Source organism: Kitasatospora sp. NPDC096147 (assembly GCF_044763225.1).
In the GTDB taxonomy this organism is placed as follows: domain Bacteria; phylum Actinomycetota; class Actinomycetes; order Streptomycetales; family Streptomycetaceae; genus Kitasatospora.
On the sequence record NZ_JBIWFX010000003.1, the window covers coordinates 270,873 to 291,466 of the forward strand.

Here is a 20,594-nt window from a genome sequence, read left to right on the forward strand (position 1 = left end):
GCCGGAGTCCCTTCCGGCGCCTCCACCCTCGCAGTGCCGTCCGGGTACGCACCTCCCCCTCAGGTCCGGCCCCCGTCCTCCCCGAGGGCGAACCGGGCCTCCGCCCGACGGGGTAGCCCGCCCCTGAGCCGTCTCGGGGTCGGGGCGGGAAACCGCAGGTGGAACGGTCAGGGCCCGCACCCCCGATGGGAGTGCGGGCCCGCCGTGCGTCACTGAACGGTCGTCAGTTCAGGCTGTTGGAAATCGCGTTGAGCAGGGTGGCGGAGGAGTCGTCGTTCTCCAGCGAGAAGGCGAACATCCCGGCCAGGCCCCTGGACTTGGCGTAGGCGCCCCTGGCCTGGATGGCCTGCGGGGTGTCACCGGTCCAGAAGTTGGTGCCGTCGTAGACCCAGGAGCTCTCGGTGACCGGGTCCCAGTGGGTGGTGGCGGCGGTCGCGTTCAGCTCCTTCCAGGCGGCCAGACCGGCCTCCTGGCTGAGCGGCTTGGCCGGGGTCGGGCCGGTCGCGGTCTGGTAGAGACCGTAGTTGGAGCCGGCCGGGACGCCCGTCCAGCCCCGCCAGTAGAACGGGATGCCGAGCACGATCTTGTTCGCCGGGAAGCCGCCGGTCACGCCGTACTCCGGCAGGCCGGTGGTGTAGGCGGTCAGCGCGGTGTCCACGTTGTACTTCTTCGCGCCCGGGACCACCGGGGTGGACGGGTCGGCCGGGCTGTCGTGCAGCGGGTCCTGGTGGTTGGTCGGCCCCTTGGCGTCCCAGCTGCCGTGCATGTCGTAGGTCATGACGTCGGCGTAGTCCAGGTAGGCGCCGATCTTGTCGGTCTCCAGGTACTGGATCTTGTCCTGGCCGGCCGGCAGCGCGGCGGTCAGCAGGTACTTCTTGCCCTGCTGAGCGCCGTAGGCGTCGAGCTGCTCACGGAACTCCTTGAGCAGCAGGGTGAAGTTCTGCTTGTCGGCGGTGGAGGTGTGGTTGCCCACGTGGCCGCCTGCCGAGCCCGGGTACTCCCAGTCCAGGTCGATGCCGTCGAACAGCCCGGCGATCGACGCCTTGCCCCCGGACGGGTCGCCCGCGACGTTGGTCGGCAGGTCGCCGGTCATGAACATCGTCATGCAGGAGGAGACGAAGGCCTTGCGCTTGGCGTCCGTGGAGGCCGCGTCGGAGAAGTACTTCGAGTAGGTCCAGCCGCCGATCGAGATGGTCAGCCGGAGGTTCGGGTACTTGGCCTTCAGCTGCCGCAACTGGTTGAAGTTGCCCTTGATCGGCTGCTCGTAGACGTCGGTGGACCCGTCCACGCTGGTCGCCGAGGTGTAGTCCATCTGGTAGTCGGCGTACGCGTCGCCCGCGCCGTCACCCGCGTTGGGGTTGTTCTCGTTCGCCGCGTCCGAGGCCTTCACCGCCTGGAAGCAGGTGTGGTTGGTGGGGTGGATGTTGGCGAAGGCGTAGGTGATGACGTCCAGCTTGGCCGCCGAGCCGCTGGTGTCCACGTTCTTGGCGAAGTAGGTGTTCTCGTAGACGCCCCACTGGTCGAAGTAGGCCGAGCGGTACTTCGGGGTGGTGCCCGGGGCGGCGGAGGTGGTCACCGTGATCGGGGCGGACTGGGCCGAGGCGTGGCCGGCCTTGTCGTAGCCCTGGACGGTGAAGGTGTGGGCGGTGCCCGGCAGCAGCGAGCTGACGGTGACCCGGGTGCCCATCGAGGTGGCCACCAACTGGCCCTGGCGCCACACCTTGTAGGCCGGGGCGTTGTCGGTCGAGTCGGTGGACGGCTGCCAGGAGAGCACCACCGCGTTGTGGCTGACGCTCTCCACCTTGAAGCCGGCCGGGACGGTGACCTTGCCGTCGCCGCCGGGGCCGTTCGGAGTCCCGCTGTTGCTCGGGCTCGGGCTCGGGCTGGGGCTGGGGCTGGGGCTGGAGCTCGGGCTGCTGCTGGGGCTGGCGCTCGGACTGCTGCTCGGGCTCGAACTGGCCGACGGACTGGGGCTGTTCGAGGCGCTCGGGCTGGCGCTGGAGCTCGGGCTGGCGGACGGGCTGCCGCTCTGGGTCGGCCCGGCCGGGCCGGTCAGGGTCAGGTCGTCGGCCCGGTAGGTGCCCTGGCCGTACCAGCCGTGGGTGAAGACCGTCACCGAGGTGGTGCTCGCGCCGGTCTTGAAGCTGGTGGAGAGCTGGGTCCAGCCCGGCGCCGAGGGCTGCCAAGCCTGGGCGTTCACCCCGGTGCCGGTGGCACCCAGGTAGACGTAGTTGCCCTGCACCCAACCCGCCAGCGTGTAGCTGGTGTTGGGCTGCACCGTGACGGTCCGCTGGCACTGCGCGGTGTCCCCGGCGGTGGCGGCGGCGCTCAGTGCACCGGTGCCGCCGTGCACGGGGTTGCTCACCACCGAGCCGCTGCCGGCGGTGCAGCTCCAGCCGGTCAGCCCGGCCTCGAAGTCGCCGTTGGGCAGCAGGTTGACCGGGGCGGCGGCGGCCGTACCGAGTGAGGCGACCATCGCGACGCTGCCCGCCGAGAGGACGGCGGCCAGGGTCAGGGCACCGGCTCTGCGGCGCGACGGTGCGGCCCGGCGCGCGGCGCGCCCGGGCATGGCTCGTTCGAGCATGGTGGGGGTCCTCCGGATGAGTGGGGTTTCCGGCGGTGCAGGGGATCAAAGATTGGACTGGACCAATTGGGCCGGTCAAGAGCCCCCCGGGCGCATGACCCCCCGTCAGAGGCCCTTCTTTACCCGGAATCCGGCTCCTCGCACTGGTCAGACCGGCGCACCCGACCCAAGGTAAAGAAACTTTCCTGACCACCCCACGGGGCGAGAGCCCCTAGGCTCGCACCGTGCAGATCACACCCGACACCGCCCTCGTCCTGATCGACCTCCAGCAGGGCATCCTCGCCCTGCCGACCGCGCACGACTCCGGCCTGGTGCTGGAGCGGGGCGTCCGGCTGGCCGAGGCCTTCCGCGCCCGGCGGCTGCCGGTGGCCCTGGTCCGGGTCGGCTGGCACGCCGACGGCGGTGACCTCCCGCTCCCCGGCGACGCGGCCACCCCCGCCGTCCCGCCCGCCGGCTTCTCCGACCTCTCCCCCGCCCTCGGCCCCGCGCCGGACGACCTCGTCGTCACCAAGCGGCACTGGGGCGCCTTCACCGGCACCGAGCTCGACCTCCAGCTGCGGCGGCGCGGTGTGCGGCACATCGTCCTCGGCGGGATCTCCACCAGCATCGGGGTCGAGTCCACGGCGCGCAGCGCCTGGGAGTTGACCTACCGGCTGACCTTCGCCACCGACGCGATGACCGACCTGGACGGCGACTCGCACCTGCACAGCACCACGAAGATCTTCCCGCGCCTCGGGCACGTCACCACCACCGAGGAGGTGCTCGCCGCCCTCCCCGCACCCAGCTGACGGCAGCCCGGCCCGCGTAGCCGACGGCAGCCCGGCCCAACCCCGTCCGACGGCAGCCCGGCCGAGCGGGCTGACGGCGGGTCAGCCCGCAGCGCCCCCGGGCTCGCGCAGCAGGGACGCCAGGGCGAGCGCCGCCAGCGGCACCGCGCACAGCACGGCCAGCACACCGCGCGGCCCGTGGCCCTCCGCGAGCAGGCCCAGCAACGGCGCCGAGAGGCCGCCGACGCTCAGGGCCAGCCCGAGGGTGACCCCGGAGGCGGTGCCGGGGCGGGCCGGCAGGTAGTCCTGGCCGAGCTTGATCAGGACGGCGAACGGCACGTTGAGCACCGCTCCGGTGAGCGCCGCGAACAGCAGCGGCGGGTACTGCCCGGGCACCAGCACCAGCCCCACCAGGGCGGGCACCGCCAGCGCGGTGCCGACCTGGACGGTCCGCACCAGGCCCAGCCGGTCGGCGATCCGGCCGCCCAGCAGGGTGCCCGTCACCCCGCCGCCGAGGAAGCAGGCCAGCGCCACCCCGGCCAGCGTCCGGCTTCCGCCCAGATCGCGCAGCCAGTGCAGGCCGAGGAAGGTGCTCACCCCGAAGAACACCACCGAGCGGACCATCGCCACCGCCGTCAGCAGCAGGAACGGTCCCCACTGGTCCGCGCCCGTCCTCCGCGCCGCGACCCGCCCGGACGCCAGGGTCCGCCGCCGGTGCCGGTGCAGCACGTAGGCGGTCAGCAGCGCGGGCGGCAGGAAGCAGACCGTGGCCCGGACGCCCCAGGTCACCAGCAGCGGAGTGGCCAGCACCGGGGCCAGGAAGAACCCGACACTGCCGCCCGCCGCGAAGACGCCCATGGCCGCCGCGCTGTCCCCGGCCGCCTCCCGGGCCGCCTTGCCCGCCGCCGGGTGGAACATCGCCACCCCGACCCCCGAGAGCAGCACCAGCATCCAGACCAGCGCGTACGGCCCGGCCAGCCCGGACAGGCCGAAGCCGGTGCCGGCCAGCGCCAACCCCGCCGCCGCCAGCCAGCCCAGCCCACGCCGGTCCACCGCGATCCCGATCAGCGGCTGCGGCACCGAACTCCCCAGCGCGGCGGCCAGGGTGAGCCCGCCCGCCGCGACGTAGCCGTAGCCGCGCTCCAGCACGAAGTACGGCACCACGGCCGGCACCAGCCCCTGGTAGAGGTCGTCCACGGCGTGCGCCGTGCCCCACAGCCGCATCCGCCGCCAGGTGCCCGGCGCCTTCCGCACCTCGCCCACCCGCACCGCACTGCCCATCGCCCGCCCCTTCCCACCGGTCGTCCGCACCGCACCAGCCTGCCCCGCGCCCGCACCCGCCTCCGGACGGTCCGTCAACTCCCCTCCCCGACACCGCCACCCCCGCGCTCCCCCTCCGGAGGGAGGCCGCCCCCGCCCGGGAGGGATCACCGGCACCCGTCACCCCCGGTTGACTGGTGCCCATCGAGCACACGAGTCCGGGGAGGGCAGCATGACCAGGTGGTTCAAGCGCTTGCTGATCGGAGTGGCGGCACCCGTGGTGGCCGTGGTGTCACTGACCGCCGGACCGGCCGCAGCCGCCACTCCGGCCGGCGAGCCGGACATCCGCGCGGCGCTGGAGGCCGTCCCCGGCCTGACCGTCACCGCCGAGCGCCCCGCCGCAGCCGGCTTCCGCTTCTTCGAACTGAGCCTGCGCCAGCCGGTCGACCACCACCACCCCGGGGCCGGCACCTTCCAGCAGCGCCTCACCCTGCTGCACCGCTCCGCCGACCGCCCGACCGTCCTGGCCACCGGCGGCTACAACCTCCCGCCCGGCCAGGGCCGCTCCGAGCCCACCACCCTGCTGGACGGGAACCAACTCACCACCGAGCAGCGCTTCTTCGGCACCTCGCTGCCCAGCACCACCGGCGACTACCGCACGCTCGACATCTGGCAGGCGGCCACCGACCACCACCGGATCGTCGAAGCGTTCCGCTCCGTCTACCGGGGCCGCTGGATCTCGACCGGCAGCAGCAAGGGCGGCATGGCCACGGTCTACCACCGGCGCTTCTACCCGGCCGACGTCACCGCCTCGGTCGCCTACGGCGCACCGAACAACGTCAACGACCGCGAGGACTCGGCCTACCGGGACTTCCTCTCCTCGGTCGGCACCCCCGAGTGCCGGGCCGCGCTCCGCGCCGTCCAGCGCCAGGCCCTGCTGCACCGCGAGCAGTTGACGGCGCTGTACACCGCCGCCGACCCGACCGCGACCTTCGAGCTGATCGGCAGCGCGGACAAGGCCTTCGAGATCGGCGTGCTGCGCACCCCGTTCGCCTTCTGGCAGAGCATCGGCGCATCCGGCTGCGCCACCGTCCCGGGCCCGGAAGCCTCCGACCAGCAGCTCTACGACTGGCTGGACCGGACCGGCCGGCTGGCCGTCTACACCGACGGCTTCGCCACCGACTTCGTCCCGTACTTCTACCAACTGGGCACGCAGCTGGGCTACTTCGGCCTGGAGACCGAGCACCTGGCCGACCTGATCCGCTACCCCGGCGCCACCGAGCCGCGCACCTTCGTGCCGCGCGAGGTCGCCCTGCGCTTCCAGCCGCAGGCGATGCGCGACGTCGACCGCTGGGTGCGGCTGCGCGGCGAGCGGATGCTCTTCGTCCAGGGCGCGGCGGATCCCAGCGTGGCCGAGCCCTTCCGGCTCGGCCCCGGCACCCGGGACTCGCTCTCCCTCTGGCTGCCGAACGGGACCCACGCGGCCCGGATCGCCGCCCTCACCCCGGCCGACCGGGACGCCGCCACCGCCGCCCTCACCCGCTGGGCCGGCCTGGCCTGACCACCCGCCCGGCGGGGCCCGGCCGACCGACGTCGACCGGGCCCCGTCGGCACTCCCGACACCGGCAACCCAGTAGACAGTGTCTACTGGGCTCTGGTAGACACTGTCTACATGACCGATGAAGACCTCCGCGCCCGCCTGGTGGCCACCGGGGCCGAACTGCTCGCCCAGGAAGGCCCGCAGGCGCTGACGCTGCGTGAGATCGCCCGCCGGGCCGGGGTCTCGCACGGCGCACCCCGCCGCCACTTCCCGACCCACCTCGCCCTGCTCTCGGCCATCGCCCGGCGCGGCTTCACCGACCTGGCCGCCCGGCTCGGCCCGGAGGCCGCCGAACCTCCGCGCGAGCAGCTCGCCCGGCTGGCCCGGACGTACCTCGACTTCGCGGCCGAGCAGCCCGGGATGTACGAGCTGATGTTCCGCCACGACCTGTTGGAGAGCGGGGAGTTGGGCCTGCGCGAGACCAGTCTTCCGCTGTTCGCCCGGCTCGGCACGCTGATCGCCGAGGCCCGGCCCGGCACCGACCCCACCGTGGCGGCCGGCGCGTTCTGGGCCAATCTGCACGGACTGGCCCAACTGCACCGCTGGGGCAGCCTGCAACTCGCCACCGGCACACCGGAGATCGGACCCCTGCTGACCGCCGTCCTGGACGCCCACCTCGGCCCGGCCGCCGCATGAGCCACATCGCCGCAACCGGCGACACCCCTGCCCACGCCCCTGGCGGCACCACGACCGGCGCCCCGAGCGACACGACCGGCCCGACCGGCCCCGCGAGCGACAGCCCGACCGGCCCGGTGCCGTCCACCGGAGGTGCCGATCCCACCGTGCCCCGCCGGTCCCGGCGGTTGGTGCTCACCGGCAGCATCACCGGCGCGGCCGTGGTCGCCCTCGACGGCACCGTCCTGACGGTGGCCCAGCCCAGCCTGCGCCACGACCTCGGCGCCACCTTCGCCCAGGTCCAGTGGACCAGCACCGCCTACCTGATCGCGGTCACCTCGCTGCTGGTCTTCGCCGGCCGGCTCGGCGACCGCTACGGCCAGCGGCAGGTCTTCGCCGTCGGCGCCCTCGGCTTCGGCGCCGCCTCGGCAGCGGTCGGCTGCGCTCCGTCGATCGGGTGGGTGATCGCCCTCCGAGCCGTCCAGGGCGTCTTCGGCGCCCTGCTGCAACCCGCCACCCTCGGCCTGCTGCGGGCCGCCTACCCGGCGGACCGGATCGCCCGTCCGATCGCCGCCCGCACCGCCGTGATCGGCCTGGCCGCCGCCGCCGGCCCGGTGCTCGGCGGTGCGCTCACCAGTCAACTCGGCTGGCGCGCCGTGCTGTTCCTCGGAGTCGTGCCCGCCGTCGCGGTCGGCCTGCTCGCCCTCGCCGTCCGGCTGCCCGCCCCGCCCCCGACCGCCCGCCCCGGGCTCGACCTGCCCGGCGCCGCCCTGCTGGCACTCACCCTGGCCGGCCTGGTGCACACCCTGACCTCCCTCCCGCACCCCGGCCCGGTGGCCCCGGTCCTGACCCTGCTCGCCGCGCTCCTGCTGCTGCGTCACGAGCGCAGCGCCGCCCACCCGTTGCTGCCCGCCGCCCTCCTGCGCAGCGCGCCCACCGCGCCTGCGCTGGCGATCCTGACCGCCGCCTCCGCCTGCATGTTCGGCACCCTCTACCTGGTCACCTACCTGCTCCAGGACGCCCTGGGCCTGTCCGCCCTGGACGGCGGCCTGCGCGGCCTGCCACTGGCCCTCGCGATGATCGGGGCCGCCCCGGCCGGCGCCGCCCTGATGCGCCGTCACGGTCCGCGCCGCACGGCCGCCCCCGGCCTGCTGCTGATCGCCCTCGGCGCCCTGCTGCTCTCCCGGCTGGCGCCGGGCACCTCGTGGTGGGGCAGCACGCCCGGCTTCCTGCTCCTGGGCGCGGGCTTCGGCGCGGTGATGGTGACCGGCACCGCCGTGGTGGTGCGCCGGGCCGCCGTGGCGGACGCCGGGATCGCGGGCGGCCTCCAGCAGACCGCGATGAACCTCGGCCCGGCCCTCGGCATCGCGGTCGGCACCACCCTCACCGCCCTCGGGCTCTCCCCCGGCGGTACGGTCCTGGCCCTGGCCGGAACGGCTGCCGCCGCCCTGCTGCTCACCCGGAGCCTCCCGGCGGACTGATCCGCACGGCCCGAGGCCCTCGGATGCGATCAGCCCGCCGGACCAGGCCGGACCGTTGCCGTTGCCGTTGCCGTTGCCGTTGGCCGCGTCCTTGCCCTTGCCCTTGCCGAGCACCGGCCGTCAGGCCGCCAGCACCTCCCTCACCAGGGCGGCCACCTGCGGGAGTCGGACCTCGGGGAGGGAGTCCGACCCCCAGTTCGGCAGGTGCCCGCCCTCGGGCAGGACCACCGCGCCGGCGCCCAACTCCTCGACGAAGTCCCGCACATGGACGTGGACGTCGGGCGCCAGCACCGGGTCGTCATCGGCGACCAGCACCCGGACGCGGCCGGCGGCGGCCCGGATCCGCGCCCAGTCGAAGCCCCCGGCGAAGAACGGCGCCAGCGCGTCGTACCCGACCTCGCGGCTCATCGTGGCCACCAGGACCACCCCGGCGAACGCCCCCCGGCCCTCCGTGTCGTGCTGCTCCAGCACCCGCAGCAGGTTGACCCCGCCCAGGCTGTGGCCGACCAGCACCGTCCCGGCCGGGTCGGCCCCGGCGGCGGCACCGGCCAGCGCCGCCGCCCAGCCCCCGACCTCCGGCGCCTGCGGCTCGGGCAGCGCGGGGATGGTCACCCGGTGCCCCTCGGCCTCGAGTTCGGCCTTCAGCCCCGGGTACCAGAGCACCTCCGGGCCGGCACTGAAGGCGTGCGAAACGATGATCTCGCTCATTCGACTGCTCCCCGTTAATCGAAACGATCCGTCGCGTTTTGATTGAAGCTAGCACGCTGGTACCGTTCCGTCCATGGCCGACCAGAATCCGGGCCCGACCACCGCCCGCAGCCCCCGCACCCCCCGCACCGGCGGCCGGGTGCGCAGCGAGGACGCCCGCACGGACGTCCTCGCCGCCACCACCGCCCTGCTGGACGAGGCCGGTTACGGGCGCCTCACCATCGAGGGGGTGGCGGCCCGGGCAGGCGTGGCCAAGAGCACCGTGTACCGCTGGTGGAAGTCGAAGGCCGCGCTGGTGATGGACGCCTTCGGACCGGCCGTGAGCCGGCGGATGCCGGAGCCGGACACCGGGGACTGCGCGGAGGACCTGCGGATCTTCCTCACCCGGCTCTACCAGGTGGTGGACCACCCGACCCGGGTCGAGGCGCTGCGCGGCCTGATGGCCGAGGCCCAACTCGATCCGGCCTTCGCGCCGCGCTTCCAGGAGTGGGCGCAGGAGCGCCGCCGGGTGGTCGCGGAGCTGTTGGCCCGCGGCGTCCGGCGCGGGGAGCTCGACCCGGAGCTCGACCTCGACCACGCGGTGGACCTGGTCTTCGGCCCGTTCTGGTACCGCCTGCTGGTCCGTCACCTCCCGCTGGACCCGACGGAGGCCGCCGACCACACCGCCCGACTGCTGGCCGGCCTCCGCACCCGCTGACCGCCCTCTGCCCTCTGCCCTCACCGGACCGAACCGGACTCCGCTCCAGCCGACCGGGCGTCAGGCCGCCCTCCTCCGCACGGAGGCGAGCCCCTCCCCTTCCCGGGGGAGGCGGTTCGTCCCGCACGCCGATCCCCGGGCGCCGCCCGGCCGGGGAGGCTGGACGCATGCCGACCGTCACCCCGCCCCGCGCGGCCACCGACCTCGCCGCCGACACCCGTTCCCCCGTGCCCCGTTGGGCCGAGCGGGCGGTCCACCTGCTCCCCTGGCTCGGCCTGCCCGTCTGCCTCTGGCGGCTGCCGATCGGCTTCGGCTTCCTGATGGGCCTGGACCTGCCGGTCACCGATCAGCCGCTCTGGATCACCGTCCCGTACGTGGCACTGCTCAGCCTGCTCTCCGAGGCGTTCGCGCTGATCTGCCTGGTCCTGGTGCGCCCCTGGGGCGAAGTGGTCCCGGCACGCCTGCCGATCCTCCGGTCCCTCCGGGGCCGCCGGGTGCCACCCGGCCTCGTGGTGATCCCGATGACCCTGGCCGGCCTCGGTCTGAGCTGCCTCACCGTCGACTGGGTGCTGTGCTCCCTCGGCCTCTTCGGCTTCGAGAACGTGGCCTTCACCGGCCCGGGCTGGGAACTGCTCGGCCAGATCACCAGCGGCCTGTTCTGCCTCTGGGGCCCGCTGGTCCTCGCCGCCACCTACGCGTACCACCGGCGCCGCCGCCAGACCCGCTGACGGCGGCACCGGCACCCCGGTCTCCCTACTCCCCTACCCCCGGCCTCCTGCCCCCGGTCCCCCGACCCCGTCCCTCCGCACTGACGACGGCTCAGGCCGCCGCGACCACCGGCACACCGGGCGCGGCGGCCCGTTGCCGTGCTGCCACCAGCCCGACCACCGCGAGGCCCAGCCCGGCCCAGAGCCCGAGGGTGAGCAGCGGGGTGCCGATCGCCGCCCCGTCGAAGAAGGCGACCGAGCGGAGCGCCGATCCGGCTGCCCCCGGCGGGAGTTGGGCCCCGATCAGCCTGGCGGCGCCGGGCAGCAGCTCCGGCGCCGAGGTGACGCCGGAGAAGGCGTTGCCGACCAGCACCATCAGCAGGGCCGTGACACCGATGCCAGGCGTGCCGATCAGCGCGGCCAGGCCGGCCGCGGTGGCCCCGACGGCGAGCGCGGTGAGTCCGAACACCCCTGCCTCGGCAGCCCAGTTGCCGCTCAGCGCGCCCAGCCAGGCGTGCCCGACGGCCACCGCCACCAGCCCGGTCAGGGCCGCCGCGCCCAGCAGGCTCCCGATCGCCGCCGCCCCGCGCAGCCGGAGCACCGTGACCAGGGCCCCGGAGGCGATCCCGGCCAGCACCAGCGGCAGCAGCCCCGCCCCCAGCACCGCCCCGCGCGGATCCGCCGCCGGAGCGGGCACCACGTCGGTCACCTTCGGCTGCACGCCGCCCGCACCGGCGGCACCGCCCCCGAGGTGCGCGCTCGCACCCTGGAGCAGCTGGGCCACCACCGGCCCGGCCGCCGAGGCGGTGTACAGCTCCGGCCCCTGCGGGCCCACCACCAGCGCACCGTAGACCTCGCGCTGCTCGACCGCCGTCCGGGCGGCCGGCCCGTCGGCGTACTCATGGACCTCGAACGCGCCCTTCTGCTGGGCGAGTTGCTCCTTCACCACGGCGGTGGCGGCGGCCGGCCCGGCCACCCCGACCGGCAGGTCGCGCGGGGCCAGGCGGGCTGCGGGCCAGGCGAAGGCCCAGAGCGCGAAGGCCACCAGCAGGGGTACGACGAGGCAGACGACGGCGATCCGACGCGGGGTCGGCGGCAGGTCGGCGGTCATGGCAGGTCCCGTTCTCGATGATGCGGACTAAAAAGAAGGATCGTTCGTTTTACCCGGCTCACTGTCCGCCCGGCGTGGGTCGGTTGTCAAGAAGGAATGTTCGTTCTACGGTGGCGCCATGGCCCGCGTATCCCAGGCACACCTCGACGCCCGCCGCCGCCAGATCCTCGACGGCGCGGTCCGCTGCTTCGCTCGCAACGGCTTCCACGCCACCTCGATGCAGGACGTCCTGCGCGAGAGCGGGCTCTCCGCCGGGGCGGTCTACCGGTACTTCGCGAGCAAGGACGAGATCATCCGGGCGATCGCCGAGGAGGTGGTCGGCACCATCCGGTCCGCCTACGCCGAGGCCGCCGCCACCACCCCGCGCCCCACCCCGGACGTCCTGCTGGCCACCGTGCGCGACCGGGTCTTCCACATGTCCGCGGGCGGCGACGACCCGCTGGTCTCGACCCGCCTGATCCTCCAGGTCTGGGCCGAGACCCCGCGCAACGAGGACCTCGCCGCCGCCCTGCGGGCCGGCTTCGCCGCCCTGCACGAGCTCTGGGCCGGCCTGGTCCACGACTACCAGCAGGACGGCCAACTCCCCGCCGAAGTCCCGGCCGCCGACATCGCCCGGGTCCTGATCGCCACCGCCCAGGGGCTGATCGCCCAGCAGGCGCTGTTCGGCGACGTCGACACGGACACCGTCCGGGCGGCCCTGCGCGCGGTGCTCCGGCCGACCACTCCCCCGCGCTGACCCGCCGCGCCCCCGCTCCGCCACGACCCCACCCCGCCACACACCCCCACCCCACCGCCCCTCCCGCATGTCGCACCCGTACGCGATGCTGACGGGATGAAGCTTCCCCGCGTCCTCTGCCCGGAGCCGTCCTGTGCCCGCCAGGTGGCCCTGATGCCGCTGGCGACCCGGGCCGGCTACGGCGTCGTGCACGACCACAAGCTGCACAGCCGCTCACTGGCGCTCTGCCCCGGCTCGATGACGCACGTCCCGCTCAGCGAGGCGACGGCCCGTCAGGACCAGCTCCCGCTGGACGGCCTGCCGCCGGCCCCGTCCGCCGACCAGGAGCCGCTGTTCGACTGACGGCACCCCGCCGTCGCCGCTCCGCCCCCACGCCCCGCCCCGCCCCGCCCCGCCCACGATCGGGTGGCCGGCCACGCCGCCCCGCCACCGGCCGCCCCGGCGCCTCGTTGGTCGTTCGTGCAGCTACCTCTGGCCGAACACCTGCAGACGCTCACCCACGGCATCCTCTGGACGTGCGCGTTCACCACCGACACCGCCGGACGCCCGATCATGCTCAAGTCGGTCTACGACCCCGAGGTCTGGCAGTTCGGCGGCGGCAACGTGGACCAGGGGGAGCACCCCTGGGAGAGCACCGTCCGCGAGGTCCGCGAGGAGACCGGCCACACCCTGCGCGGCGAGCCGAGGCTCCTGGCCGTCATCTTCCAGGCCCCGGCGGGCGACTGGCCGGCCAAGGTCGGCGTGGCCTTCGACGGCGGCCTGCTGACGGCGGACCAGATCGACGCCCTGGTGCTCGATCCGGCCGAACACTCGGAGGTCCGGGTGCAGGCCTTGGACGACTGGCGCCGCACCCTGACCCCGGCCCGCTTCGCCATGGTCGCCGCGCTCGCCACCGCCCGCCGGACGGGCTTCGCGCAGTACCTCCACAGCTGACCGACGTCGCTTTCACCAGCAGATCAATGCAACGGGCACGCGCCCTGACGTTGCATTAGATCCCATCCAATTGCAATGATTAACCGGCTCTCACCTGCGATCTTTCCGAATCTCTCAACTTCGTAGTTGCCCGATCCATGACTGCAACGTAGCGTTTGCGATGTCAGAAACACAGACGACGCAAGCCACCAGCTCCAGGAGACGGCAGACCATGAGCACCTTCACCACCACCCTCGACATCGCCTCCGGCCGCATCCGGCTGATCGCCGCCGACCGCGCCGATGCCGACGTCCAGGTCCTCCCGGCCGATCCGGGCAGCAGCCGCGACATCGAGGCCGCCGAGCGGACCGTCGTCGACCGGCTGGACGGCGGCCTGCGGATCCACACGCCGGAGGCGGCCAAGCGGGCCTTCGGCCCCTCCGGCTCCGTCGAGGTCACCGTCCACCTCCCGGCCGGCTCCCGGGTCCGGGTCGAGCTCGCCGACGGCGAGCTTCGCTCGACCGGGCCGCTCGGCGAGGTCACCGCCACCGTCGCCCACGGGACCGTGGACCTGGCCGGCACCACCGCCACCCGGATCACCCTCCAGGCGGGAGACATCCGGCTCGACGGCCTGGCGGGGGATGCCGAACTCACCACCGCCAAGGGCGACATCACCGTCACCACCGCACCGGACGCCTCGGCCGTCCTCGACGCCGCCACCTCCTACGGCCGGATCGACAACGCCCTGCGGAACGACGGCACCCACGCCCTCAGCATCCGTGCCACCACCTCCCTCGGCACCATCACCGCCCGCAACAGCTGACCTACCCCACCGCCAACACCCCACCACCGCAAGGAGATCCACCCATGACCAGCACCCCCGCCCGCACCCGCCACCTCGAACTCCAGGCCGCCGTCGAGGAGATCGCCGCCGCCGGCTGGGCCGGTGTCCAGGTCCGAGTGAACGGTCCGGACGGCGAGTGGACCGGCAGCGCCGGCCGCACCGCCCTCGACTCGGACGCCCCACCCCCCACCGACGGGCACTTCCGGATAGGCAGCAACACCAAGACCTTCACCGCCACCCTGGTCCTGCTGCTGGTCGCCGACGGCCTGCTCGGCCTGGACGACCCGGTCGACGACCACCTGCCGGCCTACGGGCTGGACCGCCGGATCACCGTCCGGATGCTGCTCCAGCACACCAGCGGCCTGTTCAACCACACCGGGGAGTACTACGAGGACGGGTCCACCGCCCCGGGCATCCCCTGGGAAGGCCAGGCCTGGGTCGACAACCTCCACCTCACCTACCGGCCCGAGGAGTTGGTCCGCCTGGCCCTGGGCAAGCCGTCCCGCTTCGAACCCGGCACCGGCTGGAGCTACTCCAACACCAACTACGTGCTCGCCCGCCTCCTGGTCGAGCAGCTCACCGGCCGCCCGTACGCCGAGGAGATGCGCCGGCGCATCCTCACCCCGCTCGGCCTCACCGGCACCCTGGTGCCGGACGCCTCCCCCGAACTCCCCGAGCCGCACGCCCACGGCTACTACACCTACCAGGACGGCGAGGAGTGGAGGACCGTCGACGTCACCCGCTCCGACCCCTCCTGGATCTCGGCGGCCGGCGACATGGTCTCCACCACCCGTGACCTCCACCTCTTCTTCTCCGCCCTGCTCGGCGGCCGGCTGCTCCCCGCCGCCCTGCTGGCCGAGATGCGCACCCCGCACACCACCTTCGCCTACGGCCTGGGCCTGATCGTGGAGGAGACCGAAGCCGGCACCCTCTACACCCACAACGGCGGCTTCTGGGGCTGGGGCGCCCTGATGTACGGCTCCCCGGACGGCTCCACCACCCTGACCGCCTCCCTCACCACCGGCGACGCCCGACTCGAACTCCCCCAGGCGGCCGAGGCGTTCGCCAAGGTCCAGCAGCTCCTCCTCCCGCTGGCCTTCCCCCCGAAGCCCTGACCCCGCCTCACCCCGCGCTGCCCCGCCCCCTCCGACCGGGCCGCGCCGGACCCCCACCCGGCGCGGCCCACCGCCGTCCCGCCCGGCGTCAGCCCGTCATCCCCTCCCGCTGCTCCGCCTCCGCCAGCAGCTCCATCACCCTCGCCCGGAACGGATGCCCCACCTCGATCCGCCCGGCCCACTCCCGCGCCTCCAGCAGCAGCGCCCGCCGCAACTCCGGCGCGCCGGCCAGCTTCCCCGCCTTGCTCTCGTCCACCAGCACCCGCGCCAACTTCGACGCGTACACCTGCGGACTCACCTCCGCCAGGGTCCGGTACACCGCGATCCCCTCGGCACCCCGCAGCAACCGCCGGTCCAGACTCATCAGCCGCACCCGGGCCCGCAGCACCCGCTCCTGATGCACCATCACATCCCCCTTCGTCACCGCACGCCCGACCGCCGGACCCTGGCGGGCCCGGTACGAAGAGACGTGGAATGCCGACGAGTCTGTCCCGCCCGACCCCCTCCCATCAAGATCGAAGAACCGTGTTCCCGGTCCTACCGAACCCCTCCCACCACGGGATACATTGGGGTCGCCTCACACCCCGGCCCCACCCGGATCCCCTCCCTCCGGCACTCTCCGGACACCGGCCACCGCCCGCCGATGGTGTTCGGGGCCGTGACCACACCCGATCTCCCGCCGTCACCCGACCGCGCCCCGGCCCCCTCCGCCAACGGCCCGCAGTGGTGGCAGCAACCCGCCGTCCGCCTCGGCGCCGGCGGCCTGCTCACCCCGGACCGCGACGCCCGGCTCCCGGACGACCCGCTGAACGGGCAGAGCCCCCCGAGCCGCTGTGACGCGGTTCGGGGGGCTCGAAAGTCCGGCGGCGGACGAGTCGGCCTGTACGCCGGGCACAGTCTCCACAGGGGCACTGACCTGCGGAAACGCTCCTTCCAAGGCTCGGATCGCCACGCCATCGCCACACCTTGGAGCAGCGCCACATTCACGCGGCCGACTCCTCATCGCCGTCCTCCACAGTAGCGGGGACCACTACGTCAGCGGTCTCCTCGAAGAAGACCGCCTCCAGAGCGACCCGATCCCGGGCAGCGGCTCCCTTCACCTGGTGGTGGTAGGTGGCGTCCAGTTCGGCTTCGGATGCGTGGCCCATGTAGAGCTGCACCGTGGCCTTCGAGAGGCCCTGATCCAGTGCGTACGAGGCGAACGTGTGCCGAAGGTCATGGAAGCGGAAATCCTCGGGAAGCCCGGCAACGCTAAGCGCGCGCTTGAACATCTTGTAGAACCCATCGCGCCGAATGAGCTTGGCTCGGGTAGTCCGGAACATGAGCTTCTGACCTTCCGGAAGCACTACCACCGAGTGGGTGTCCAGGTGATCGAGGAGCGCCCGGTGGACGAAGCCGGGCAGCGGGACCTCACGCTCATGAGACCGTTCGGTCTTGGTGTAGTCCACCAGTTCGGCACGAGAGGCCACCTTGATGACCTGTCGGCGAACCGTAAGGGTGCCGGCCGCAAGGTCGATGCTGTCTTCGCAGAGGCCAAATGCCTCACCTGAGCGAAGCCCGCAGCCAACCCCGACCATGATCATTGCGCGGGCGTGCGAGGGCATCGCCTCGTACAGCGCCCACACCTGCTCACGAGTTGCCGGCACGATCTTCTTCCGCTTAGTCTCTGGCAGCTCAATGTCTACGCACGGCGAGAACTGGATCTTGCGGTTCCGAACGGCAGCATTGATGCAGGCGCGGAATATCTTGTAGATCAGGTGGACCGTCCTGGCTGCCAGACCCTTGGCCGTCAGACCCTTGATCCACCGCCTGACATCAGATGGTTCGATGCTGTGGAGATATCTCCCGCCGAACTCCGGGACAATGTGGTTGCGCATGTGAAGCTTGTAGGTCTCTTGAGTTCCCGGCCTACGCGTCTTGGATGCAAGCCACTCCGCCGACCACTTGAGGAACGTCTCCTTCAGATGCTTCGGCCGAACGATCACGCCATTGGACTTGGCATCCAGGATCTTGCGCTCGTACGCCTGCGCCTCGGACTTCTTTTCGAACGTCATGTCTGCGGGGGCACCGTTGGCGTCGCGCACCCGCGCAGTCCAGCCGTGGCCACAGTCCTTCCGCTCACACTCGCAGCGCCCCAGGCATATGCACTTGGCGGGGTCGCGGTGGCGGCACTTCTCGGCGCACAGGCAAGGGCACTGGCACCGCTTGACTACTGACACTTGGATCTCACTCTCTCTGATCACCCGAGGGGGTGATGCGCTCAGAATGCACACGGGCCACCCAGGGTTGTCAACCCTGGGTGGCCCTACTCGTGTGCTAGGTTTCATACATGGATGGCGTTGAGGTGGTTCAGACAGTCGGCGGCTGGTTGGTGCGCCTCTGGTGGCCCGGCGAGCCGGGCGGCCAGGGGCCCCAGAAGGTCACCATCGAGCCAGCGGCCGACGCTGCTCCCCGGGACGTTGCCCGGGGGGTCTCAACCACCGTCCTGCGGCGAATCGACCTTGCCGCCGCTCAGGTCACTGCCAATGCCGGCTCGCGCTCCGAGGCCGCGATGCCACCAGGGGCGGAACTAGCAGCTCGGGCACGGCAGTTGCTTGCCGAGGACGGCGTATCCCCGCGCTACCTCGCCGCCCTGTCCGCCGCCTACAAGCTGGCATCGGACGCCGGCCTCCCCGCCCCGATCCCCTCTCTTGCAGAGCAGATCGGCCGGAAGCCCGACACAATCCGCGACCAGCTCAAGAGAGCCCGCCGGGACGGTCTCCTTACCACCGTCGCAGGAAAGGCGGGTGGCGAATTGACGTCGAAGGCTCTGGGTTTGCTCGCTTAATCCAAATTCTCGATCCAACGCTCAAGGTCCGCCGGGCGACAACGGAGCCGGTTCCCGACTTTCTTGAACGGAATTTGCTCTCGTTGCCAGTTGTCGTATATCCAGGAAACGGGAACCTGAAGCTTTTCGGCAACATCGCCGACTTTCATCATCGCTTGCCCGGTCAATCAACTTCCTCCGGGTCAACTTCACTGGTGAGCGACATTTCTGCCGACCAGTATTCGCCAGCCATCCCTTCTGCCAGGCTTGCCGGCACTCCAGCCATGAGGGCTTCTCGGTATACCAGGCCAACCGCCTGGGCCACGGTTACCGCATTTTGGGCCCGCTGGACGAGCAGTTCTTCGCTGAATCGCTGATTGATCTCGCGGGCGAGTTCAGCAAACGGGTCGGGCTCCGGGGAGTTCTCGGTCATACGCACCTCTCAGCGTCGGTTTCGAAAGCGCACAGCGAGCAGAGGCCCATATCCACGTCGTCAACGTCATAGAGGCCGACCGACGGGCTGTTTCCGCAGTACTCGCAGTCTTCGGTGTAGTCGTCTTCGTATTCGTCTTGCACGGGTCCCCCGTTAGTGCTTTGAGTCTTCAAGGTCGAGCACCGAGCCCCACGAACGGTCTCCGATCTCTCCGTCGGCGGGGATCTCAACTCCCTTGACGGTGAACTGCATCAGTTTCGCAGCTTCCCGCATTAGCTCCTCGGCTCGATCCTTCGGAAAGCTGAAAACGATTTCATCGTGGATAATGAGGCGCATCCACTTTGTGTAACCGGCTTCGTGGAGTCGGAGCACAGCTCGGGCCGTGATATCCCGACTGCCCGATTGAATGAAATAATTCTGGGCAGCGTAGAGGCGCCCCCGATCCACGGGAAGCCTTCGGCCGGTGCTGGTGTAGATGAATCCGGTACGCCGCGCCTCAGCCATGAGACGGTCAGCTAGCTTTCCTACATAGGTGTAGGTGGAGCCGAAAGCATCAATTGTCCGGCGGGCAACATCTTCCAGCACCTTCGCCTGAGTCACGAGTGCCTTCCAGCCGCCCCCGAAAACGATCAGGAAGTTCCCCATCTTCCCGACCTTGCGGGGAACTCCTGCGGCGTCTGCGGTGATCTGGTGGAGATCCTTGCCATTGGCGAAGGCGTCCCGCATAACCGGGTCCCCGCTCTCCGCCGCGAGGAACCTCAGTTCCATGTTGGCGAAGTCAATGCAGCAGGTGACGTGACCTTCCTCCGCCAGGAACATGTGCCTGACGTAGCCGGTACCCGCCGGGAAGGTCTGGGCCGGCACGCTGCCGGTAATCGACATGCGGGCCGTCCTGGCCTGGAGGCTGTTCAGAGTCGCGTGTACGCGCCCCTTCGAATCCCTACCGCTAAGGGCTCGTTCGAACCAAGTGCTCCTCCACTTGCCAGCCTTGGTGGCCTTCTTGACCGCCTCGGCCAGCGGGTGATCGATGGCGTCGAGCACCTCGGCGTCCATCGCCAAGTTGCCCTTGGCTGTCTTCTTCGTGAGGCGGACGCCGAACCCAGTGAACGCCTCGATCAGTTGGGCCGAGGAGTTCACGTTGGCCACCCCGAACTCGGCTGCCACCGCTTCCCACTTCGCCTGTTCGGCGAGCAGCTCGGCCGCCCGAGCCTCGGCGTACTCTGCGTCCAGCAGGTATCCGGTGCGCTCGATCAGCGCGCAGACGTAGGCAAGCCGATGCTCCCAGCCGAAGAGTCCCTTCCTCCGCGAGCGGAGCGGGATCATCGGGTAGAGCAGGTGGAACAGCCTGTACGCCAAGCAAGGGTCCATCCCGGCGTAGAGCAGAAACGTTTCGTCGGACAGGCTGACGATGGGCCAGATGTCTTCCTTCTTGACCTTGTACGCCTTGGCGATCCGGGTCATGGAGCCCTTGACCTGCTCGGCAAGATCTCGGTCCAGGTAGTGCTTCGTCAGCTCTTCGAGCTTGAGACCAGGACCCTGCTCCTTGACGGCCCTTGGGTCCACCAGATGGGCCGTGATCTTGGTGCAGATCGCCTTCGGCGCCAGCTCTTCGAGCGGGATGCCAAGCGTTGCCTCGACTACGTGAAGGTCAAAATTCGCGTTGTGGATGATGAGCCGGCCAGCCTGCCGGAGAGCCCAGCGGGCGGCCTCCGCGTAGTCCTCCCCGGCCTCGACGGGGAGAACCCAGCTCTCGGTTGCCGTGCCGAACTGCGCGAGGCGGCAACGGAATCCGCGGTCGGCGTTCCACCAGTCGAGCCCGGTGGTCTCGGTGTCGAACCCGAGGGCAGTCGAGTTGGCTTCGACCCAGTCAACGAACTGGGCCAGGTCCCAGGGTGTTTCGGCGACGTGGATTCGAACGATCTGCCGCTTGATGGGGTGGGTGATGAGGCGCATCGTCCTCCTCTCGTCAGGGTGGGTCGGGTGTGGTGCATTCGTGCTGTTCGGCAGCGGTGATCAGGTCGGCCAAGCGGACCAGGCCGCCCTTGCAGCACAGGCAGCCACCGCCGCCGACTTCCTCTCCGCAGGGTTCGTGCAGCACCGAGACGCCGCCGTTCTCCCAGCCCTCGACCAGGTATTGAGTAGGGTCCATGTCGCTCCCGGGGCAGGCGGGGGGCCGGCCGAAGCCGACCCCCCAGATCAACTTTTTGGGCAGGCCGAG

22 protein-coding genes are annotated in these 20,594 nt (G+C 71.6%); 12 read left to right on the forward strand and 10 right to left on the reverse strand.

Going from position 1 to position 20,594, the window contains the following annotated elements; translation table 11 throughout:
• Window positions 1-223: 223 nt before the first annotated feature.
• Window positions 224-2,584: a glycosyl hydrolase family 18 protein gene (locus ACIRBX_RS11720; protein ID WP_402295687.1), complete on the reverse strand. Its 2,361-nt coding sequence runs from the start codon at window positions 2,582-2,584 to the stop codon at window positions 224-226.
• 224 nt (window positions 2,585-2,808) lie between these two features.
• Between ACIRBX_RS11720 and ACIRBX_RS11725 the strand changes: the two genes are divergently transcribed.
• On the forward strand, window positions 2,809-3,372 hold the full coding sequence (locus ACIRBX_RS11725; RefSeq protein WP_402295689.1) for an isochorismatase family protein: 564 nt from the start codon (window positions 2,809-2,811) through the stop codon (window positions 3,370-3,372).
• 81 nt (window positions 3,373-3,453) lie between these two features.
• Here ACIRBX_RS11725 and ACIRBX_RS11730 read toward each other — a convergent pair whose 3' ends face one another.
• Window positions 3,454-4,632 carry an MFS transporter gene (locus ACIRBX_RS11730; RefSeq protein WP_402295691.1) on the reverse strand — a complete coding sequence of 393 codons (1,179 nt, stop codon included), beginning with the start codon at window positions 4,630-4,632 and terminating at the stop codon, window positions 3,454-3,456.
• A 211-nt stretch (window positions 4,633-4,843) separates the two neighbouring features.
• On the opposite strand from ACIRBX_RS11730, the gene ACIRBX_RS11735 reads away from it, so the two are divergent.
• The 3 genes from ACIRBX_RS11735 (at window position 4,844) to ACIRBX_RS11745 (ending at window position 8,307) form a co-directional block, all read left to right on the forward strand.
• A complete protein-coding gene (locus tag ACIRBX_RS11735) occupies window positions 4,844-6,172 on the forward strand; it encodes a S28 family serine protease (RefSeq protein ID WP_402295692.1) in 1,329 nt (442 codons plus the stop codon).
• A gap of 111 nt (window positions 6,173-6,283) precedes the next feature.
• A complete protein-coding gene (locus ACIRBX_RS11740; protein ID WP_402295694.1) occupies window positions 6,284-6,847 on the forward strand; it encodes a TetR/AcrR family transcriptional regulator in 564 nt (187 codons plus the stop codon).
• A 146-nt stretch (window positions 6,848-6,993) separates the two neighbouring features.
• On the forward strand, window positions 6,994-8,307 hold the full coding sequence (locus ACIRBX_RS11745) for an MFS transporter (protein WP_402295696.1): 1,314 nt from the start codon (window positions 6,994-6,996) through the stop codon (window positions 8,305-8,307).
• A 120-nt stretch (window positions 8,308-8,427) separates the two neighbouring features.
• On the opposite strand, the gene ACIRBX_RS11750 is transcribed toward ACIRBX_RS11745, so the two are convergent.
• On the reverse strand, window positions 8,428-9,015 hold the full coding sequence (locus tag ACIRBX_RS11750; protein ID WP_402295697.1) for an alpha/beta hydrolase: 588 nt from the start codon (window positions 9,013-9,015) through the stop codon (window positions 8,428-8,430).
• A gap of 73 nt (window positions 9,016-9,088) precedes the next feature.
• On the opposite strand from ACIRBX_RS11750, the gene ACIRBX_RS11755 reads away from it, so the two are divergent.
• Window positions 9,089-9,712, forward strand: coding sequence for a TetR/AcrR family transcriptional regulator (locus ACIRBX_RS11755; RefSeq protein WP_402295699.1), 624 nt, complete (start codon window positions 9,089-9,091; stop codon window positions 9,710-9,712).
• Window positions 9,713-9,879: 167 nt separating this feature from the next.
• Window positions 9,880-10,440, forward strand: coding sequence for a hypothetical protein (locus ACIRBX_RS11760; protein ID WP_402295700.1), 561 nt, complete (start codon window positions 9,880-9,882; stop codon window positions 10,438-10,440).
• Between the two features lie 91 nt (window positions 10,441-10,531).
• On the opposite strand, the gene ACIRBX_RS11765 is transcribed toward ACIRBX_RS11760, so the two are convergent.
• Window positions 10,532-11,530, reverse strand: a complete 999-nt coding sequence (locus ACIRBX_RS11765; RefSeq protein WP_402295702.1) for an ABC transporter permease — start codon at window positions 11,528-11,530, stop codon at window positions 10,532-10,534.
• A gap of 118 nt (window positions 11,531-11,648) precedes the next feature.
• Here ACIRBX_RS11765 and ACIRBX_RS11770 point away from each other — a divergent pair, with 118 nt between their 5' ends.
• The 5 genes from ACIRBX_RS11770 (at window position 11,649) to ACIRBX_RS11790 (ending at window position 15,137) form a co-directional block, all read left to right on the forward strand.
• Complete coding sequence (locus tag ACIRBX_RS11770; protein WP_402295703.1) at window positions 11,649-12,266, forward strand: TetR/AcrR family transcriptional regulator; 618 nt, start codon at window positions 11,649-11,651, stop codon at window positions 12,264-12,266.
• A gap of 96 nt (window positions 12,267-12,362) precedes the next feature.
• Window positions 12,363-12,608: a hypothetical protein gene (locus ACIRBX_RS11775; RefSeq protein ID WP_402295704.1), complete on the forward strand. Its 246-nt coding sequence runs from the start codon at window positions 12,363-12,365 to the stop codon at window positions 12,606-12,608.
• 117 nt (window positions 12,609-12,725) lie between these two features.
• On the forward strand, window positions 12,726-13,199 hold the full coding sequence (locus tag ACIRBX_RS11780) for an NUDIX domain-containing protein (RefSeq protein WP_402295706.1): 474 nt from the start codon (window positions 12,726-12,728) through the stop codon (window positions 13,197-13,199).
• A 211-nt stretch (window positions 13,200-13,410) separates the two neighbouring features.
• Entirely contained in the window at window positions 13,411-14,001 is a 591-nt protein-coding gene (locus ACIRBX_RS11785) for a DUF4097 family beta strand repeat-containing protein (RefSeq protein ID WP_402295708.1), read from the forward strand.
• Between the two features lie 44 nt (window positions 14,002-14,045).
• Window positions 14,046-15,137, forward strand: a complete 1,092-nt coding sequence (locus ACIRBX_RS11790; protein ID WP_402295710.1) for a serine hydrolase domain-containing protein — start codon at window positions 14,046-14,048, stop codon at window positions 15,135-15,137.
• An 88-nt stretch (window positions 15,138-15,225) separates the two neighbouring features.
• Here the strand turns inward: ACIRBX_RS11790 and ACIRBX_RS11795 are convergent, their stop codons facing one another.
• Together ACIRBX_RS11795 and ACIRBX_RS11800 are read right to left on the reverse strand one after the other, a co-directional pair.
• Window positions 15,226-15,543 carry a hypothetical protein gene (locus ACIRBX_RS11795; RefSeq protein ID WP_402295711.1) on the reverse strand — a complete coding sequence of 106 codons (318 nt, stop codon included), beginning with the start codon at window positions 15,541-15,543 and terminating at the stop codon, window positions 15,226-15,228.
• A gap of 577 nt (window positions 15,544-16,120) precedes the next feature.
• Window positions 16,121-17,221 carry a tyrosine-type recombinase/integrase gene (locus ACIRBX_RS11800; RefSeq protein ID WP_402295713.1) on the reverse strand — a complete coding sequence of 367 codons (1,101 nt, stop codon included), beginning with the start codon at window positions 17,219-17,221 and terminating at the stop codon, window positions 16,121-16,123.
• A 245-nt stretch (window positions 17,222-17,466) separates the two neighbouring features.
• Here ACIRBX_RS11800 and ACIRBX_RS11805 point away from each other — a divergent pair, with 245 nt between their 5' ends.
• On the forward strand, window positions 17,467-17,964 hold the full coding sequence (locus ACIRBX_RS11805) for a hypothetical protein (protein WP_402295715.1): 498 nt from the start codon (window positions 17,467-17,469) through the stop codon (window positions 17,962-17,964).
• Here the strand turns inward: ACIRBX_RS11805 and ACIRBX_RS11810 are convergent.
• The 4 genes from ACIRBX_RS11810 to ACIRBX_RS11825 form a co-directional block, all read right to left on the reverse strand.
• Window positions 17,961-18,116, reverse strand: coding sequence for a helix-turn-helix domain-containing protein (locus ACIRBX_RS11810; RefSeq protein ID WP_402296457.1), 156 nt, complete (start codon window positions 18,114-18,116; stop codon window positions 17,961-17,963). The genes ACIRBX_RS11805 and ACIRBX_RS11810 overlap by 4 nt on opposite strands.
• Window positions 18,117-18,127: 11 nt before the next feature.
• Entirely contained in the window at window positions 18,128-18,376 is a 249-nt protein-coding gene (locus ACIRBX_RS11815) for a hypothetical protein (RefSeq protein ID WP_402295717.1), read from the reverse strand.
• Window positions 18,377-18,529: 153 nt separating this feature from the next.
• Complete coding sequence (locus tag ACIRBX_RS11820; protein WP_402295719.1) at window positions 18,530-20,329, reverse strand: DNA polymerase; 1,800 nt, start codon at window positions 20,327-20,329, stop codon at window positions 18,530-18,532.
• A 13-nt stretch (window positions 20,330-20,342) separates the two neighbouring features.
• A complete protein-coding gene (locus tag ACIRBX_RS11825) occupies window positions 20,343-20,525 on the reverse strand; it encodes a hypothetical protein (protein WP_402295721.1) in 183 nt (60 codons plus the stop codon).
• Window positions 20,526-20,594 lie beyond the last annotated feature (69 nt).

Bases quoted from the DNA above. Each gene is read 5' to 3' on its own strand.
- ACIRBX_RS11720 (WP_402295687.1), bottom strand. From the start codon at position 2,584: ATGCTCGAACGAGCCATGCCCGGGCGCGCCGCGCGCCGGGCCGCACCG.
- ACIRBX_RS11730 (WP_402295691.1), bottom strand. From the start codon at position 4,632: ATGGGCAGTGCGGTGCGGGTGGGCGAGGTGCGGAAGGCGCCGGGCACC.
- ACIRBX_RS11735 (WP_402295692.1), top strand. From the start codon at position 4,844: ATGACCAGGTGGTTCAAGCGCTTGCTGATCGGAGTGGCGGCACCCGTG.
- ACIRBX_RS11740 (WP_402295694.1), top strand. From the start codon at position 6,284: ATGACCGATGAAGACCTCCGCGCCCGCCTGGTGGCCACCGGGGCCGAA.
- ACIRBX_RS11750 (WP_402295697.1), bottom strand. From the start codon at position 9,015: ATGAGCGAGATCATCGTTTCGCACGCCTTCAGTGCCGGCCCGGAGGTG.
- ACIRBX_RS11755 (WP_402295699.1), top strand. From the start codon at position 9,089: ATGGCCGACCAGAATCCGGGCCCGACCACCGCCCGCAGCCCCCGCACC.
- ACIRBX_RS11760 (WP_402295700.1), top strand. From the start codon at position 9,880: ATGCCGACCGTCACCCCGCCCCGCGCGGCCACCGACCTCGCCGCCGAC.
- ACIRBX_RS11765 (WP_402295702.1), bottom strand. From the start codon at position 11,530: ATGACCGCCGACCTGCCGCCGACCCCGCGTCGGATCGCCGTCGTCTGC.
- ACIRBX_RS11770 (WP_402295703.1), top strand. From the start codon at position 11,649: ATGGCCCGCGTATCCCAGGCACACCTCGACGCCCGCCGCCGCCAGATC.
- ACIRBX_RS11775 (WP_402295704.1), top strand. From the start codon at position 12,363: ATGAAGCTTCCCCGCGTCCTCTGCCCGGAGCCGTCCTGTGCCCGCCAG.
- ACIRBX_RS11785 (WP_402295708.1), top strand. From the start codon at position 13,411: ATGAGCACCTTCACCACCACCCTCGACATCGCCTCCGGCCGCATCCGG.
- ACIRBX_RS11790 (WP_402295710.1), top strand. From the start codon at position 14,046: ATGACCAGCACCCCCGCCCGCACCCGCCACCTCGAACTCCAGGCCGCC.
- ACIRBX_RS11795 (WP_402295711.1), bottom strand. From the start codon at position 15,543: ATGGTGCATCAGGAGCGGGTGCTGCGGGCCCGGGTGCGGCTGATGAGT.
- ACIRBX_RS11805 (WP_402295715.1), top strand. From the start codon at position 17,467: ATGGATGGCGTTGAGGTGGTTCAGACAGTCGGCGGCTGGTTGGTGCGC.
- ACIRBX_RS11810 (WP_402296457.1), bottom strand. From the start codon at position 18,116: ATGATGAAAGTCGGCGATGTTGCCGAAAAGCTTCAGGTTCCCGTTTCC.
- ACIRBX_RS11815 (WP_402295717.1), bottom strand. From the start codon at position 18,376: ATGACCGAGAACTCCCCGGAGCCCGACCCGTTTGCTGAACTCGCCCGC.
- ACIRBX_RS11820 (WP_402295719.1), bottom strand. From the start codon at position 20,329: ATGCGCCTCATCACCCACCCCATCAAGCGGCAGATCGTTCGAATCCAC.
- ACIRBX_RS11825 (WP_402295721.1), bottom strand. From the start codon at position 20,525: ATGGACCCTACTCAATACCTGGTCGAGGGCTGGGAGAACGGCGGCGTC.